This is a genomic window from Vreelandella aquamarina, from assembly GCF_044805175.1.
GTDB lineage: Bacteria > Pseudomonadota > Gammaproteobacteria > Pseudomonadales > Halomonadaceae > Vreelandella > Vreelandella aquamarina_B.
The window spans coordinates 198,289-210,995 of sequence record NZ_CP085232.1; the positions used below are offsets into that span (position 1 = coordinate 198,289).

26 protein-coding genes are annotated in these 12,707 nt (G+C 56.0%); all 26 read left to right on the forward strand.

Features of this window, described 5'->3' with window-relative positions; translation table 11 throughout:
* Nucleotides 1-4: 4 nt before the first annotated feature.
* The 26 genes from rplD (at nt 5) to rplQ (ending at nt 12,656) form a co-directional block, all read left to right on the forward strand.
* Nucleotides 5-610, forward strand: a complete 606-nt coding sequence (gene rplD / locus LG300_RS00905; RefSeq protein WP_249978952.1) for a 50S ribosomal protein L4 — start codon at nt 5-7, stop codon at nt 608-610.
* Nucleotides 607-903, forward strand: coding sequence for a 50S ribosomal protein L23 (gene rplW / locus LG300_RS00910; protein WP_009723902.1), 297 nt, complete (start codon nt 607-609; stop codon nt 901-903). The genes rplD and rplW overlap by 4 nt, the downstream gene beginning before the upstream one ends.
* A gap of 17 nt (nt 904-920) precedes the next feature.
* Nucleotides 921-1,751 (forward strand): 50S ribosomal protein L2, encoded by an 831-nt coding sequence (gene rplB, locus LG300_RS00915; protein WP_044628832.1) that lies wholly within the window; start codon nt 921-923, stop codon nt 1,749-1,751.
* Nucleotides 1,752-1,784: 33 nt separating this feature from the next.
* Nucleotides 1,785-2,060, forward strand: coding sequence for a 30S ribosomal protein S19 (gene rpsS / locus LG300_RS00920; RefSeq protein WP_009098993.1), 276 nt, complete (start codon nt 1,785-1,787; stop codon nt 2,058-2,060).
* Between the two features lie 18 nt (nt 2,061-2,078).
* Nucleotides 2,079-2,411, forward strand: a complete 333-nt coding sequence (gene rplV, locus LG300_RS00925) for a 50S ribosomal protein L22 (RefSeq protein ID WP_010626471.1) — start codon at nt 2,079-2,081, stop codon at nt 2,409-2,411.
* Nucleotides 2,412-2,422: 11 nt separating this feature from the next.
* Nucleotides 2,423-3,127, forward strand: coding sequence for a 30S ribosomal protein S3 (gene rpsC, locus LG300_RS00930; protein ID WP_018917731.1), 705 nt, complete (start codon nt 2,423-2,425; stop codon nt 3,125-3,127).
* 15 nt (nt 3,128-3,142) lie between these two features.
* A complete protein-coding gene (gene rplP, locus LG300_RS00935) occupies nt 3,143-3,556 on the forward strand; it encodes a 50S ribosomal protein L16 (RefSeq protein ID WP_007112000.1) in 414 nt (137 codons plus the stop codon).
* The gene (gene rpmC, locus LG300_RS00940; protein WP_016915779.1) at nt 3,556-3,747 is read left to right on the forward strand and encodes a 50S ribosomal protein L29; all 192 of its coding nucleotides are present in this window, start codon (nt 3,556-3,558) and stop codon (nt 3,745-3,747) included. The genes rplP and rpmC overlap by 1 nt, the downstream gene beginning before the upstream one ends.
* Before the next feature lies 1 nt (nt 3,748).
* Complete coding sequence (gene rpsQ / locus LG300_RS00945; RefSeq protein ID WP_009723897.1) at nt 3,749-4,009, forward strand: 30S ribosomal protein S17; 261 nt, start codon at nt 3,749-3,751, stop codon at nt 4,007-4,009.
* Nucleotides 4,010-4,059: 50 nt separating this feature from the next.
* Nucleotides 4,060-4,431, forward strand: a complete 372-nt coding sequence (gene rplN / locus LG300_RS00950; RefSeq protein ID WP_146803726.1) for a 50S ribosomal protein L14 — start codon at nt 4,060-4,062, stop codon at nt 4,429-4,431.
* Between the two features lie 14 nt (nt 4,432-4,445).
* Nucleotides 4,446-4,760, forward strand: coding sequence for a 50S ribosomal protein L24 (gene rplX, locus LG300_RS00955; protein WP_404376563.1), 315 nt, complete (start codon nt 4,446-4,448; stop codon nt 4,758-4,760).
* Between the two features lie 18 nt (nt 4,761-4,778).
* The gene (gene rplE / locus LG300_RS00960) at nt 4,779-5,318 is read left to right on the forward strand and encodes a 50S ribosomal protein L5 (protein WP_044628828.1); all 540 of its coding nucleotides are present in this window, start codon (nt 4,779-4,781) and stop codon (nt 5,316-5,318) included.
* A 10-nt stretch (nt 5,319-5,328) separates the two neighbouring features.
* Complete coding sequence (rpsN, locus tag LG300_RS00965; protein WP_044628827.1) at nt 5,329-5,634, forward strand: 30S ribosomal protein S14; 306 nt, start codon at nt 5,329-5,331, stop codon at nt 5,632-5,634.
* A gap of 32 nt (nt 5,635-5,666) precedes the next feature.
* Nucleotides 5,667-6,059 carry a 30S ribosomal protein S8 gene (gene rpsH, locus LG300_RS00970; protein WP_404376564.1) on the forward strand — a complete coding sequence of 131 codons (393 nt, stop codon included), beginning with the start codon at nt 5,667-5,669 and terminating at the stop codon, nt 6,057-6,059.
* Between the two features lie 9 nt (nt 6,060-6,068).
* Entirely contained in the window at nt 6,069-6,599 is a 531-nt protein-coding gene (gene rplF, locus LG300_RS00975) for a 50S ribosomal protein L6 (RefSeq protein WP_404376565.1), read from the forward strand.
* A 9-nt stretch (nt 6,600-6,608) separates the two neighbouring features.
* Nucleotides 6,609-6,959 carry a 50S ribosomal protein L18 gene (gene rplR, locus LG300_RS00980; RefSeq protein WP_404376566.1) on the forward strand — a complete coding sequence of 117 codons (351 nt, stop codon included), beginning with the start codon at nt 6,609-6,611 and terminating at the stop codon, nt 6,957-6,959.
* Between the two features lie 11 nt (nt 6,960-6,970).
* Nucleotides 6,971-7,471, forward strand: coding sequence for a 30S ribosomal protein S5 (gene rpsE, locus LG300_RS00985; RefSeq protein WP_007111990.1), 501 nt, complete (start codon nt 6,971-6,973; stop codon nt 7,469-7,471).
* 6 nt (nt 7,472-7,477) lie between these two features.
* The gene (rpmD, locus tag LG300_RS00990) at nt 7,478-7,660 is read left to right on the forward strand and encodes a 50S ribosomal protein L30 (RefSeq protein ID WP_009723888.1); all 183 of its coding nucleotides are present in this window, start codon (nt 7,478-7,480) and stop codon (nt 7,658-7,660) included.
* A 3-nt stretch (nt 7,661-7,663) separates the two neighbouring features.
* Nucleotides 7,664-8,098, forward strand: coding sequence for a 50S ribosomal protein L15 (gene rplO, locus LG300_RS00995; protein WP_089674586.1), 435 nt, complete (start codon nt 7,664-7,666; stop codon nt 8,096-8,098).
* Nucleotides 8,099-9,430, forward strand: coding sequence for a preprotein translocase subunit SecY (gene secY / locus LG300_RS01000; protein ID WP_054640906.1), 1,332 nt, complete (start codon nt 8,099-8,101; stop codon nt 9,428-9,430).
* A gap of 28 nt (nt 9,431-9,458) precedes the next feature.
* Complete coding sequence (gene rpmJ / locus LG300_RS01005; RefSeq protein ID WP_031384759.1) at nt 9,459-9,572, forward strand: 50S ribosomal protein L36; 114 nt, start codon at nt 9,459-9,461, stop codon at nt 9,570-9,572.
* Between the two features lie 121 nt (nt 9,573-9,693).
* On the forward strand, nt 9,694-10,050 hold the full coding sequence (gene rpsM / locus LG300_RS01010; RefSeq protein WP_404376567.1) for a 30S ribosomal protein S13: 357 nt from the start codon (nt 9,694-9,696) through the stop codon (nt 10,048-10,050).
* A 39-nt stretch (nt 10,051-10,089) separates the two neighbouring features.
* Nucleotides 10,090-10,476: a 30S ribosomal protein S11 gene (gene rpsK / locus LG300_RS01015; protein ID WP_009723883.1), complete on the forward strand. Its 387-nt coding sequence runs from the start codon at nt 10,090-10,092 to the stop codon at nt 10,474-10,476.
* A gap of 12 nt (nt 10,477-10,488) precedes the next feature.
* Nucleotides 10,489-11,109 carry a 30S ribosomal protein S4 gene (gene rpsD / locus LG300_RS01020; RefSeq protein ID WP_404376568.1) on the forward strand — a complete coding sequence of 207 codons (621 nt, stop codon included), beginning with the start codon at nt 10,489-10,491 and terminating at the stop codon, nt 11,107-11,109.
* A gap of 125 nt (nt 11,110-11,234) precedes the next feature.
* Nucleotides 11,235-12,230 carry a DNA-directed RNA polymerase subunit alpha gene (locus tag LG300_RS01025; protein ID WP_016915790.1) on the forward strand — a complete coding sequence of 332 codons (996 nt, stop codon included), beginning with the start codon at nt 11,235-11,237 and terminating at the stop codon, nt 12,228-12,230.
* A gap of 39 nt (nt 12,231-12,269) precedes the next feature.
* Nucleotides 12,270-12,656 carry a 50S ribosomal protein L17 gene (gene rplQ / locus LG300_RS01030; RefSeq protein WP_404376569.1) on the forward strand — a complete coding sequence of 129 codons (387 nt, stop codon included), beginning with the start codon at nt 12,270-12,272 and terminating at the stop codon, nt 12,654-12,656.
* The last annotated feature ends 51 nt before the right edge of the window (nt 12,657-12,707 follow it).

Here is a 12,707-nt window from a genome sequence, read left to right on the forward strand (position 1 = left end):
ACCAATGAATCTGAATCTTGCTGCAGGCACGGGTACCGTTGAAGTAGCCGACGCCACTTTTGGCAAAGAATTCAACGAAGCGCTGGTTCACCAGGTTGTTACCGCCTACTTGGCTGGTGGCCGTCAGGGTACACGCGCTCAAAAGAACCGTTCCGACGTACGTGGTGGTGGTAAGAAGCCGTGGCGTCAGAAGGGTACCGGTCGTGCACGTGCCGGTACTATCCGCTCTCCGCTGTGGCGCAGTGGCGGCGTAACTTTCGCGGCGCGTCCCCAGGACTACACCCAGAAAGTTAACCGCAAAATGTACCGCGCGGCGATGCGCTCCATCCTGTCTGAGCTGGTACGTCAAGAGCGCCTGGTCGCTGTTGAAGAGTTCAGCGTAGAAGCGCCGAAGACCAAGCAGGTAGCTGCCAAGCTGAAAGAGCTCAACCTTGAGAAAGTGTTGATCGTGACTGAAGAAGTTGACGAGAAGCTCTATCTGGCCGCACGCAACCTTCCCCACGTTGACGTGGTGGATGTCGCTGCAGCTGATCCGGTGAGCCTGGTTGCCTTTGATAAGGTCCTGGTCACCGTCTCCGCCCTGCGTAAATTCGAGGAGAAGCTGGCATGAACCAGGAACGCGTATTCAAGGTTCTGCTTGGACCGCACGTGACCGAAAAGGCCGCGATGGCAGCCGAGCGCAACCAGTACGTTTTCAAGGTGGCAAGCGATGCTACCAAGCCCGAGATCAAGAAAGCCGTTGAAGCACTGTTCGGCAAGAAGGTCGGCAGCGTTCAGGTGCTGAACGTTAAGGGTAAAACTAAGCGTACTGCTCACGGCGTTGGCCTGCGTAAGGGTTACCGCAAAGCGTATGTGACCCTGGCTGCGGGTGAAACGCTCGAAGACTTCTCTGGCGCCGAATAAGGGCAGGAGTACGGATAATGGCAATCGTCAAGACCAAACCCACATCCGCCGGTCGTCGCCACGTCGTCAAGATCGTTGGTGAGGAACTGTACAAAGGCCGTGCCTATGCACCGCTTTTGGAAAAGCAGTCCAAGTCCGGTGGCCGTAACAACTACGGTCGCATCACCACCCGCCACGTGGGCGGTGGTCACCGTCACCACTATCGGTTGATCGACTTCAAACGCACCAAAGATGGCATTCCGGCCACTGTTGAGCGTCTGGAGCACGACCCGAACCGCAGTGCGCACATTGCACTGCTGAAGTATGCCGATGGCGAGCGTCGTTACATCATTGCACCGAAAGGTGTCAGCGCGGGTGACGTGCTGGAATCTGGTGTTAACGCGCCCATCAAAAAAGGCAATGCCTTGCCGCTGCGCAACATTCCGCTGGGTTCTACCGTTCACGGTATCGAACTGAAGCCGGGTAAAGGCGCGCAGATTGCTCGCAGTGCCGGTACTAGCGCTCAGCTGGTTGCTCGTGAAGGTAACTACGCCACCCTGCGTCTTCGCTCTGGCGAAATGCGTAAGGTGTTGGCTGAGTGCCGCGCAACCTTGGGTGAAGTGAGCAACTCCGAGCACAGCCTGCGTCAACTTGGCAAGGCCGGTGCGAAGCGCTGGAGAGGTGTGCGTCCGACTGTTCGCGGTGTCGCGATGAACCCGGTGGATCACCCACACGGTGGTGGTGAAGGCCGCACCAGTGGTGGTCGTCACCCGGTATCCCCATGGGGCGTGCCGACTAAGGGTCACAAGACGCGTAAGAACAAGCGCACCGACAAGCTGATCGTTCGTCGTCGTAATAAGACACGTTGATCTAAATTGCCAAGACATTAAGAGGTAACGGCTGTGCCACGTTCACTAAAGAAAGGTCCCTTCATTGACCTTCATCTTTTGAAGAAGGTAGAGGCTGCAGTGGAGAAGAACGACCGTAAACCGATCAAAACTTGGTCGCGTCGTTCGATGATCCTGCCAAACATGGTAGGCCTCACAATCGCTGTCCATAACGGTCGCCAACACGTCCCGGTGCATGTTTCCGAGGAAATGGTTGGTCACAAGCTGGGCGAATTCGCTGCCACTCGCACTTATCGCGGGCATGCGGCGGACAAGAAAGCCAAACGGTAAGCCAGAGAGGATTGAGAGATGGAAGTCACAGCTAAGCTGCGTGGCGCTCGTTTATCCGCCCAGAAGGCCCGTTTGGTGGCTGACCAGGTGCGCGGTAAACCTGTCGCCGAAGCACTCGACCTGCTGACCTTCTCACCGAAGAAGGCTGCCAAGCTGGTTAAGAAAGTGCTGCAGTCCGCCATTGCAAACGCGGAAGAAAATAACGGCATGGATATCGACGAGCTGCGTGTCTCGACCATCTGCGTCGATGAGGGCATGACGCTCAAGCGTATCAAGCCGCGTGCCAAAGGCCGCGCGGATCGTATCTTGAAGCGCACCTGCCACATCACCGTCAAGGTAGCCGAGAAGTAGGAGTCGACCAGATGGGTCAGAAAGTCAATCCAACAGGCATTCGACTGGGCATCGTCAAAGACCATGCTTCTGTCTGGTATGCCGAGCGCGGCGCCTATGCCGATAAGCTCAACAACGATCTCGAAGTGCGCAGCTTCCTGGAAGAGCGTCTGAAAAACGCTTCCGTAAGCCGCATTCACATCGAGCGTCCGGCTAACAATGCCCGCATCACTATCCACACTGCCCGTCCGGGTATCGTGATTGGTAAGAAAGGTGAAGATGTCGACCGTCTGCGTCGTGATCTGACCGAGATGATGGGTGTTCCGGTTCACGTGAACATTGAAGAAGTTCGCAAGCCGGAGCTGGATGCCAAGCTGGTAGCTGCTAACGTAGCAGGTCAGCTTGAGCGTCGCGTGATGTTCCGTCGCGCTATGAAGCGCGCGGTGCAAAACGCAATGCGTCTTGGCGCTGGCGGCATCAAGATTCAGCTGTCAGGTCGTCTGGGTGGTGCCGAAATCGCACGTACCGAATGGTACCGCGAAGGTCGCGTTCCGCTGCACACTCTGCGTGCGGACATCGACTACGCCACTTACGAAGCTCACACCACCTACGGCGTCATCGGCGTCAAAGTGTGGATCTTCAAGGGCGAAATCCTCGGCGGTATCGAGGAAGTACGTGCCAAGGCTAAGCAACAGCAGCCTGCCGGCAACGCGCCCAAGAAGAAAGGTTCCAGGTAAGGGGAGAGCGAGTCGATGTTACAGCCCAAGCGTATGAAATTCCGCAAGATGATGAAAGGCCGCAACCGTGGCCTGGCACATCGCGGAAGCAAGATCAGCTTCGGGGAGTACGGTCTCAAAGCAACCGGTCGTGGCCGCATTACTGCGCGTCAGATCGAAGCCGGCCGTCGTGCGATCACACGTCACGTCAAACGTGGCGGTAAAATTTGGATCCGCGTTTTCCCGGACAAGCCGATCTCCAAGAAGCCGCTCGAAGTTCGTATGGGTAAGGGTAAAGGTTCAGTTGAGTACTGGGTAGCCCAGATCCAGCCGGGTCGGGTCCTGTATGAAATTGAAGGTGTATCCGAAGAGCTGGCCCGTGAAGCATTTGAACTGGCCGCACAGAAGATGCCCCTGTCCACCACCTTTGCGAAACGGACGGTGATGTGATGAAAGCCCAGGAAATTCGTGAAAAGTCCGTAGGAGAGCTCCAAGAGCAACTCCTCGAGCTCCTCCGCGAGCAGTTTAACCTGCGCATGCAGAAGGCCACCGGCCAACTGAGCCAGACTCATCTGCTCAAGCAGGTCCGTCGGGATATCGCCCGCGTTAAGACTGTGCTCAACGAGAAGGCAGGTGATTGAGATGGCCGAAGAGAAAAAAACACGTACGCTGACCGGCAAGGTGGTCAGCGACAAGATGGATAAGTCCATCGTCGTCATGATCGAGCGTCGTGAGCGTCACCCGATCTACGGAAAATACGTTAAGCGCTCCACCAAGCTGCACGCCCATGATGAGGCGAACCAGGCAAAGGCAGGCGATACGGTTTCCATTCAGGAGTGCCGTCCGCTTTCCAAGAAGAAAGCCTGGACGCTGGTCGAGGTGGTCGAGCAGGCCAAAGGTTAACCCCTGCGTCTGTCCAACCAGTGCAGTCAGATTAGGTTTGGAGAAAACCGATGATTCAGACTCAGACAATGCTGGATGTCGCCGACAACAGCGGAGCGCGCCGGGTGCAATGCATCAAGGTGCTGGGCGGTTCACACCGTCGCTACGCCCGCGTTGGTGACGTCATTAAAGTAACGGTGAAAGAAGCTATTCCGCGCGGCAAGGTCAAAAAAGGCCAAGTGCTGAAAGCGGTGGTAGTTCGCACCCGTAGTGGCGTCCGTCGTAGTGACGGTTCGCTGATCCGTTTCGATGGAAATGCGGCAGTTTTGTTGAACAACACCAACGAACAGCCGATCGGCACGCGTATCTTCGGGCCGGTAACTCGTGAACTTCGTACTGAGAAGTTCATGAAGATCATTTCCCTAGCGCCTGAAGTGCTGTAAGGAGCGAGGCGGATATGCAAAAGATCAAACGTGACGATGAAGTCATCGTCATCGCCGGGAAGGATAAGGGCAAGCGCGGCACCGTTAAGCGGGTATTAGAAAACCGTTTCGTGGTGTCCGGTGTGAATATCGTTAAACGTCACACCAAGCCCAATCCCATGGCGGGAAATCAGGGCGGTATCGTCGAGCGTGAGGCTCCGATTCACGCGTCCAACGTAGCCATCTTCAATTCGGAGACCGGTAAGGCGGATCGCGTCGGCTTCCAAGTTAAGGAAGACGGTACCAAGGTACGTATCTACAAGTCGACGCAGACGCAGATCGACGCCTAACGCGAGTCGGGTAGCAAAATGGCGAACTTGAAAGAACGTTATCAAAACGAGGTGGTGGCTCAACTCAAAGAGCAGTTCAGCTACGCCAACGTAATGCAGGTACCCCGGATCACGAAAGTGACTCTGAACATGGGTATCGGCGAAGCGGTCAGCGATAAGAAGCTGATCGACAACGCCATCGGCGACCTGGAGAAGCTCTCTGGTCAGAAGCCGCTGGTGACCAAAGCACGCAAGTCCATCGCGGGCTTCAAGGTGCGCGAAGGTTGGCCGATCGGTATCAAAGTAACACTGCGCTCTGAGCGTATGTGGGACTTCCTGGACCGCCTGGTAAACATTGCGATTCCCCGCGTGCGTGACTTCCGTGGTCTCAACCCGAAGTCTTTTGACGGTCGCGGCAATTACTCTATGGGTGTGCGTGAGCAGATCATCTTCCCAGAGATCGAGTATGATAAAATCGATCGCGTACGGGGGCTGGACGTCACTATCACTACTACCGCCAACACCGACGAGGAAGGTCGTGCGCTGCTTGCAGCACTGAACTTCCCGTTCAAGAAATAAGGGTTGGATCATGGCTAAGAAAAGTATGGTAGAGCGTGAGCTCAAGCGTACTCAGCTAGTCGAGAAGTATGCGGCTAAGCGCGCAGAGCTCAAAAAAATCATCTCGGACGTGAACGCTTCTGAAGAAGATCGTTTCGAGGCGACGCTGAAGCTGCAGCAACTGCCGCGCGACTCAAGCCCGGTGCGTCAGCGTAATCGCTGCCGCGTGACTGGCCGTCCGCACGGTTTTTACAACAAGTTCGGCCTCGGCCGTAACAAGCTGCGTGAAGCCGCCATGCGTGGCGACGTCCCTGGTCTGAAAAAGTCCAGCTGGTAACGCCACGTAGAATCATCAGGAGCGCACATTAAATGAGCATGCAAGACACTCTGGCGGATATGTTTACCCGTATCCGCAATGCGCAGATGGCCACCAAGGAGACGGCAGTTATGCCGTCCTCCAAGCTGAAAGTTGAAGTGGCCCGCGTGCTAAAGGAAGAAGGCTACATTACCGACTTTACGGTGGCTGAAGGCGTTAAACCCGAGCTGACCGTAACTCTCAAGTACTTTGAGGGTAAGCCGGTTATTGAGCACATTCAGCGGGTTTCCAAGCCGTCTTTGCGCCAGTACAAGGGCAAGGACAACCTGCCCAAGGTCGCCGATGGTCTGGGTATCGCGATTGTCACCACCTCTAATGGTGTCATGACCGATCGTGCCGCGCGCCAAGCGGGCGTCGGTGGCGAAGTCATCTGCACCGTATTCTAGGAGGCTGGAATGTCCCGCATAGCGAAATATCCGGTTAAAGTGCCTGCTGGTGTCGAGATCAAAATCGACGCTGGCCAGCTGACCGCCAAAGGCGGCCAGGGCACGCTGTCTATGCCCATTCACCAGGACGTGGTGATTGGTCAAGAAGATGGCCAGCTGACCTTCGCCCCGAGTGAGTCTGCCAAGAGCTGGGCAATGGCCGGTACTACCCGCGCCTTGGTTCAGAACCTGGTAACGGGCGTATCTGAGGGTTTCACAAAAACTCTCGAAATTGTTGGCGTCGGTTATCGTGCCCAAGCTAAGGGCCAGACGCTCAATCTTTCACTGGGCTTCTCGCACCCGGTCGACTACGAACTGCCTAAGGGTGTTACAGCGGAAACGCCGAAAAACACCGTGATCGTACTGAAAAGTGCGGACAAGCAGATGCTCGGCCAGTGCGCCGCGGAAATCCGCGCCTTCCGTCCGCCTGAGCCGTATAAAGGCAAGGGTGTCCGGTACGCCGACGAGCAGGTGCGTCGCAAAGAAGCCAAGAAGAAGTAAGGCAGGGTTATGAACGCGAAGAAAGAATCTCGTCTCCGTCGTGCCCGCCGCGCTCGCGCCAAGATCCGCGAGCTGGGCGTGTATCGCCTGTGCGTCAACCGTACCCCGCGTCACATCTACGCGCAGATTATCTCGCCGGATGGTGGCAAAGTGCTAGCCAGTGCTTCTACGCTGGACAAAGCACTGCGCGAGGGTGCGACCGGCAACACAGAAGCGGCCTCTAAGGTCGGTGCTCTGATTGCTGAGCGCGCTAAAGAAGCAGGCATCACCCAGGTGGCCTTCGACCGTGCTGGCTTTAAGTATCACGGCCGCGTCAAGGCTCTGGCCGACGCCGCTCGTGAAGGCGGCCTGGAATTCTAAAGGGTTTTACGATGGCGAAGAACGAACAGCAAAGCGGCGATCTGCAAGAGAAGTTAGTGCAGGTCAACCGCGTCGCCAAGGTGGTCAAAGGTGGTCGTATTTTCGGCTTCACCGCACTGACCGTCGTTGGTGATGGTAAAGGTCGTGTCGGTTTCGGTCGTGGCAAGGCGCGTGAAGTGCCGGTCGCAATCCAGAAAGCGATGGACCAAGCTCGTCGCAACATGGTCAAGGTTAACCTTGCAGGCCACACACTGCAGTACCCGGTAAAAGCCCGTCACGGCGCTTCCAAGGTGTACATGCAGCCGGCCTCTGAAGGTACCGGTATCATCGCCGGTGGCGCTATGCGCTCTGTACTAGAGCTGGCTGGTGTCCACGATGTACTGGCCAAGTGCTACGGTTCCACCAACCCGGTTAACGTGGTACGGGCGACTGTGAAAGGTCTCTCCTCCATGCAAGCACCGGAAGACGTGGCCGCTAAGCGCGGTCTGTCTGTCGAAGCGATCACGGGGTAAGGCACCATGGCAGCAACGATCAAGGTTACCCAGATCCGCAGCACCATCGGCGTTTTGCCCAAGCACAAGGCTACTATGAAGGGCCTGGGTCTGCGTCGCATCGGTCATACGGTTGAGCTGGAAGACACCCCTGCCGTACGCGGCATGATCCACAAGGTTAACTACCTTGTGCGCGTTGAGGGAGAGTAATCCATGAAACTCAATACCCTGAGCCCGGCACCGGGCTCCAAACACGCTGAAAAGCGCGTTGGTCGTGGTATCGGTTCCGGTCTTGGTAAGACCGGTGGCCGTGGCCACAAAGGTCAGAAATCTCGCAGTGGCGGCAGCGTCAAGCCTGGTTTCGAAGGCGGTCAGATGCCGCTGCAGCGTCGTCTGCCGAAATTCGGCTTCACGTCTGCTAAGTCGCTGGTATCTGAAGAAGTACGCCTGGCCGAGCTTGCTAAGGTTGCCGGTGACGAAGTCACCATGGAAACCTTGAAGCAAGCCAACGTGCTGAAGGATGCAACGCAACACGCGAAGATCATCCTTTCTGGCGAACTGAACAAGGCGGTTACCGTTCGTGGTATCAAGGTCACCAAAGGTGCCCGTGAAGCGATCGAAGCCGCTGGCGGCAAGGTAGAGGACTAAATGGCCAAGTCAGGAAATATGCCGGCGATGGGCAGCGGTCTGAGTGAACTGTGGGCGCGTTTGCGCTTCGTGCTCCTCGCCATCGTGGTGTACCGTATCGGTGCCCACATTCCCGTTCCCGGTATCAATCCTGACCAGCTTGCTGCCTTGTTTAGGGAGCAACAGGGCACCATTCTAGGCATGTTTAACATGTTCTCGGGTGGCGCCCTGGAGCGCATGAGCGTCCTCGCCCTGGGCATTATGCCCTATATCTCGGCGTCGATTATCATGCAGCTTATGACTGCGGTCTCCCCTCATCTTGAGCAGCTCAAGAAAGAGGGTGAGGCTGGCCGCCGCAAGATTAGCCAGTACACCCGCTACGGCACGGTGATACTGGCACTTGTCCAGGCTACCGGCATGTCCGTGGGTCTGGCTAGCCAAGGCATCGCTTACAGCGCTGACTTCAGCTTCTATTTCACTGCGATCATCACCTTTGTGTCGGGCGCGGTGTTTATGATGTGGCTAGGTGAGCAGATCACCGAGAAGGGCATCGGCAACGGTATTTCGCTGCTGATCTTCGCGGGGATCGTCGCTGGGCTGCCCAGTGCCGTGGGGCAAGCGTTTGAGCTTGCTCGCAATGAAGGGGCCTGGAATGTTCTTCCGCTGTTAGCGCTGTCAGTGCTAGGTATTGCTACCGTTGCGTTTGTGGTGTTCATTGAGCGTGGCCAACGCCGCCTCAAAGTGAACTACCCGCGGCGCCAGGTGGGCAATAAGATGTATGCAGGCCAAAGCAGCTACTTGCCTTTGAAAGTCAATATGGCGGGTGTTATCCCGGCTATCTTTGCTTCCAGTATTCTTCTCTTCCCGGCCTCAATTGGCCAGTGGGTGGGTGCTGGCGAAGGAATGGAGTGGTTGCAGCGTGCATCACAAGCGTTAGGTCCCGGCCAACCGCTTTACATCTTGCTTTTCGCGGCGGCAGTGGTATTCTTCTGCTTCTTTTACACAGCGCTGGTCTTCAACCCTAAGGACGTGGCTGACAATCTGAAAAAGTCAGGCGCTTTCCTGCCGGGCATTCGCCCCGGCGAGCAGACCGCTCGCTATATCGACAAAGTGATGACTCGTCTCACTCTGTTCGGTGCCTTGTATATCACTGCGGTTTCCCTGATGCCCCAGTTCCTGATCGTAGCGTGGAACGTACCGTTCTTCTTCGGCGGCACATCGCTTCTGATCGTGGTAGTGGTCATCATGGACTTCATGGCCCAGGTGCAGTCGCATCTCATGTCGCATCAATATGACTCAGTGATGAAGAAGTCCAACCTGAAAGGCTACGGTAGCGGCGGCATCATGCGCTGAGGCGCGCCGTTGCGAATTGGAGAGAACGATGAAAGTTCGAGCTTCCGTAAAGAAGATGTGCCGTAACTGCAAGATTATTCGTCGCAATGGCGCTGTTCGCGTCATTTGCACCGAACCGCGGCACAAGCAGCGTCAGGGCTAAACCTGGGCTGCATTTAAGCGGGTGCCGGCATACCCCTTGCCTTAGGGCTTATAAAGGGGTATGCTGTTGCGCCTTTTGTAGATGATTAACGAGCAAGCCGCTCAAATTTCGGAGTAAGCTGATGGCCCGTATTGCAGGCGTCAATATCCCGGACAACAAGCATGCGGCGATCTCGCTGACCTATATCTTCGGGATTGGCCGTACTCGTGCTCAGCATATCTGTGCTGCAGCCGGTATCGCGCCGACTACCAAGATCCAGGATCTGTCTAGCGATGAGCTGGATACCCTGCGTTCTGAAGTTGGTAAGTTCACCGTAGAAGGCGACCTTCGCCGTGATGTCACGCTTAACATTAAGCGTCTCATGGACTTAGGCTGCTACCGTGGTCTGCGTCATCGTCGTAGTCTTCCGCTGCGTGGTCAGCGGACCAAGACTAACGCGCGTACCCGTAAGGGCCCGCGTAAGCCGATCCGCAAATAACACGCACGTTCTGGCGTAAAGACAGGAATAGACATCAACATGGCTAACCCGCGTAGTAACCGTAAAAAGGTTAAAAAGCAGGTAGTGGACGCCGTAGCGCACATCCATGCCTCTTTTAACAACACGATCGTGACGATCACAGACCGCCAGGGCAATGCTCTTTCTTGGGCAACTGCCGGTGGTTCGGGTTTTCGTGGTTCTCGTAAGAGCACCCCGTTCGCTGCGCAAGTTGCAAGCGAGCGTGCAGCGACTGCTGCAGCCGAGTATGGTGTGAAAAACGTAGACGTGCTGGTCAAAGGCCCCGGTCCCGGCCGTGAATCCGCCGTGCGCGCACTGAATGCCGCCGGCTTCCGCGTGCAAAGCATCACAGACGCGACGCCCATTCCCCATAATGGCTGCCGTCCGCCTAAGAAACGCCGCGTTTAAGGAGACAGATTCATGGCTCGTTATATTGGACCGAAGTGCAAACTGTCTCGTCGTGAAGGCACCGACCTCTTCCTGAAGAGTGGTGTCACTCCCTTCGAGAAAAAGTGTAAATCCGAGCAAATTCCGGGTGTACACGGCCAGCGTCGTCAGCGTCTTTCCGACTACGGCTTGCAGCTTCGTGAGAAGCAAAAAGTACGCCGTATGTATGGCGTACTCGAAAAGCAGTTCCGCAACTACTACAAAGAAGCCGCTCGCCTGAAAGGTGCGACCGGTGAAGTATTGCTGCAGCTGCTTGAATCCCGACTGGATAACGTCGTCTACCGTATGGGCTTCGGCTCGACTCGCTCTGAAGCGCGTCAGCTCGTTAGCCACAAGGCGATTGCCGTGAACGGCCGTACCGTTAACGTTGCTTCCTACCAAGTGAAGCCCGGTGACGTTGTATCTGTTCGCGAAAAGGCGAAGAACCAAGCCCGTATTCAAAACGCGTTGACCATTGCGGCCAACCGTGGCGACATCGCTTGGATCGACATCGACGCCAAGAAGATGGAAGGCACTTTCAAGGCTCTGCCTGAACGCGGTGACCTGACTGCCGACATCAACGAAAACCTGATCGTCGAGCTGTACTCCAAGTAAGCAGTTTGATTTACGTTTCTGCTTCTTGAGGCCTGGGCGGGATAGCAATGCTAACCGCCCAGATGCTCTTGAGTATTGTGCTTTAGAGTACTCAGTATCCGTTTGGCAGCCTGAAAGGTGTTCATATGCAGCGTTCAGTGACAGAGTTTCTTCGTCCTCGCGACATCAAGGTCGAAGAAATCAGCGCACATCATGCCAAAATCGTCCTCGAACCGTTCGAGCGCGGCTTTGGCCACACCCTGGGGAATGCACTTCGTCGCATTCTGCTTTCATCCATGCCCGGCGCTGCCGTGGTAGAGGCTGAAATCGCCGGTGTAGAGCACGAATACAGTGCACTCGAAGGGGTGCAGGAAGATGTCATCGAAATCCTCCTGAACTTGAAAGATGTTGCGATCAAGATGCACAGCCGCGATGAGGCGGTGCTCTCGCTGAACAAGCAGGGCCCAGCCGTCGTCACCGCTGGCGACATTGCGCTTGATCATAGCGTCGAAATCGTCAACCCGGACCACGTCATTGCACACGTCAATGAAGGTGCCGAGCTGAAAATTCAGCTTAAGGTAGCGCTGGGTCGTGGTTACGAACCGGCTGACGCTCGTGGCTCTGATGAAGAGACCCGTGCTATTGGCCGCCTGCAGCTGGATGCCACCTTCAGCCCTGTTCGCCGTGTTTCCTACTCGGTCGAAGCCGCTCGTGTTGAGCAGCGTACCGACCTCGATAAGCTAATTATCGACCTGGAAACTGACGGTACCCTGGATCCGGAAGAGGCTATCCGTCGCAGTGCGACCATTCTGCAAGAGCAGCTGGCCGCCTTCGTCGACCTGGAAGCTGACAAAGAGCAGGAAGTCGAAGAGGAAGAGGATCACGTTGATCCTATCCTATTGCGCCCCGTAGACGATCTTGAGTTGACCGTACGCAGCGCTAACTGCCTAAAAGCCGAGAATATTTACTACATCGGTGATCTGATTCAGCGCACAGAAGTGGAGCTGTTGAAGACCCCGAACCTCGGTAAGAAATCTTTGAATGAAATCAAGGATGTATTGGCGGCGCGTGGCTTGTCCCTCGGTATGCGGTTGGAAAATTGGCCACCCGCTAGCCTGAAGGACGACAAGGCCTCCGCGTGAGTGTCGACTTGAGTCCCAGTTTGGTAAGGAATCACAACCATGCGTCATCGTAAGAGTGGTCGTCATCTGAATCGTACCAGCTCGCACCGTCAGGCCATGTTCAAGAACATGTCTGTCTCGCTGGTCGAACATGAAGTTATCAAGACAACCCTGCCTAAAGCCAAGGAACTGCGTCGCGTTATCGAGCCGCTGATTACCCTGGCAAAGCAGGATAGCGTTGCAAACCGCCGTTTGGCGTTTGCCCGCACGCGCTCTAAAGAAGCCGTCGGCAAACTGTTCAACGAGCTGGGTCCGCGTTACGCCGAGCGTCCGGGCGGTTACGTCCGTATTCTCAAGTGCGGCTACCGCACCGGCGACAACGCGCCTATGGCGTTCGTTGAGCTAGTCGATCGTCCGGTTGCTGAAGAAGAAGCCGTAGCTGAGTAAGGCTACCTTTCTTTTTAGCACAGTGAAAACCGACCCTTTGGGGTCGGTTTT

Bases quoted from the DNA above. Each gene is read 5' to 3' on its own strand.
- rpsQ (WP_009723897.1), top strand. From the start codon at position 3,749: ATGGCCGAAGAGAAAAAAACACGTACGCTGACCGGCAAGGTGGTCAGC.
- rpmC (WP_016915779.1), top strand. From the start codon at position 3,556: ATGAAAGCCCAGGAAATTCGTGAAAAGTCCGTAGGAGAGCTCCAAGAG.
- rpsE (WP_007111990.1), top strand. From the start codon at position 6,971: ATGGCGAAGAACGAACAGCAAAGCGGCGATCTGCAAGAGAAGTTAGTG.
- rplP (WP_007112000.1), top strand. From the start codon at position 3,143: ATGTTACAGCCCAAGCGTATGAAATTCCGCAAGATGATGAAAGGCCGC.
- LG300_RS01025 (WP_016915790.1), top strand. From the start codon at position 11,235: ATGCAGCGTTCAGTGACAGAGTTTCTTCGTCCTCGCGACATCAAGGTC.
- rplB (WP_044628832.1), top strand. From the start codon at position 921: ATGGCAATCGTCAAGACCAAACCCACATCCGCCGGTCGTCGCCACGTC.
- rplO (WP_089674586.1), top strand. From the start codon at position 7,664: ATGAAACTCAATACCCTGAGCCCGGCACCGGGCTCCAAACACGCTGAA.
- rplD (WP_249978952.1), top strand. From the start codon at position 5: ATGAATCTGAATCTTGCTGCAGGCACGGGTACCGTTGAAGTAGCCGAC.
- rplV (WP_010626471.1), top strand. From the start codon at position 2,079: ATGGAAGTCACAGCTAAGCTGCGTGGCGCTCGTTTATCCGCCCAGAAG.
- rpmJ (WP_031384759.1), top strand. From the start codon at position 9,459: ATGAAAGTTCGAGCTTCCGTAAAGAAGATGTGCCGTAACTGCAAGATT.
- rplR (WP_404376566.1), top strand. From the start codon at position 6,609: ATGAACGCGAAGAAAGAATCTCGTCTCCGTCGTGCCCGCCGCGCTCGC.
- rplN (WP_146803726.1), top strand. From the start codon at position 4,060: ATGATTCAGACTCAGACAATGCTGGATGTCGCCGACAACAGCGGAGCG.
- rpsM (WP_404376567.1), top strand. From the start codon at position 9,694: ATGGCCCGTATTGCAGGCGTCAATATCCCGGACAACAAGCATGCGGCG.
- rplQ (WP_404376569.1), top strand. From the start codon at position 12,270: ATGCGTCATCGTAAGAGTGGTCGTCATCTGAATCGTACCAGCTCGCAC.
- rplF (WP_404376565.1), top strand. From the start codon at position 6,069: ATGTCCCGCATAGCGAAATATCCGGTTAAAGTGCCTGCTGGTGTCGAG.
- secY (WP_054640906.1), top strand. From the start codon at position 8,099: ATGGCCAAGTCAGGAAATATGCCGGCGATGGGCAGCGGTCTGAGTGAA.
- rplX (WP_404376563.1), top strand. From the start codon at position 4,446: ATGCAAAAGATCAAACGTGACGATGAAGTCATCGTCATCGCCGGGAAG.
- rpsH (WP_404376564.1), top strand. From the start codon at position 5,667: ATGAGCATGCAAGACACTCTGGCGGATATGTTTACCCGTATCCGCAAT.
- rpsC (WP_018917731.1), top strand. From the start codon at position 2,423: ATGGGTCAGAAAGTCAATCCAACAGGCATTCGACTGGGCATCGTCAAA.
- rpsD (WP_404376568.1), top strand. From the start codon at position 10,489: ATGGCTCGTTATATTGGACCGAAGTGCAAACTGTCTCGTCGTGAAGGC.
- rplW (WP_009723902.1), top strand. From the start codon at position 607: ATGAACCAGGAACGCGTATTCAAGGTTCTGCTTGGACCGCACGTGACC.
- rplE (WP_044628828.1), top strand. From the start codon at position 4,779: ATGGCGAACTTGAAAGAACGTTATCAAAACGAGGTGGTGGCTCAACTC.
- rpsK (WP_009723883.1), top strand. From the start codon at position 10,090: ATGGCTAACCCGCGTAGTAACCGTAAAAAGGTTAAAAAGCAGGTAGTG.
- rpsN (WP_044628827.1), top strand. From the start codon at position 5,329: ATGGCTAAGAAAAGTATGGTAGAGCGTGAGCTCAAGCGTACTCAGCTA.
- rpmD (WP_009723888.1), top strand. From the start codon at position 7,478: ATGGCAGCAACGATCAAGGTTACCCAGATCCGCAGCACCATCGGCGTT.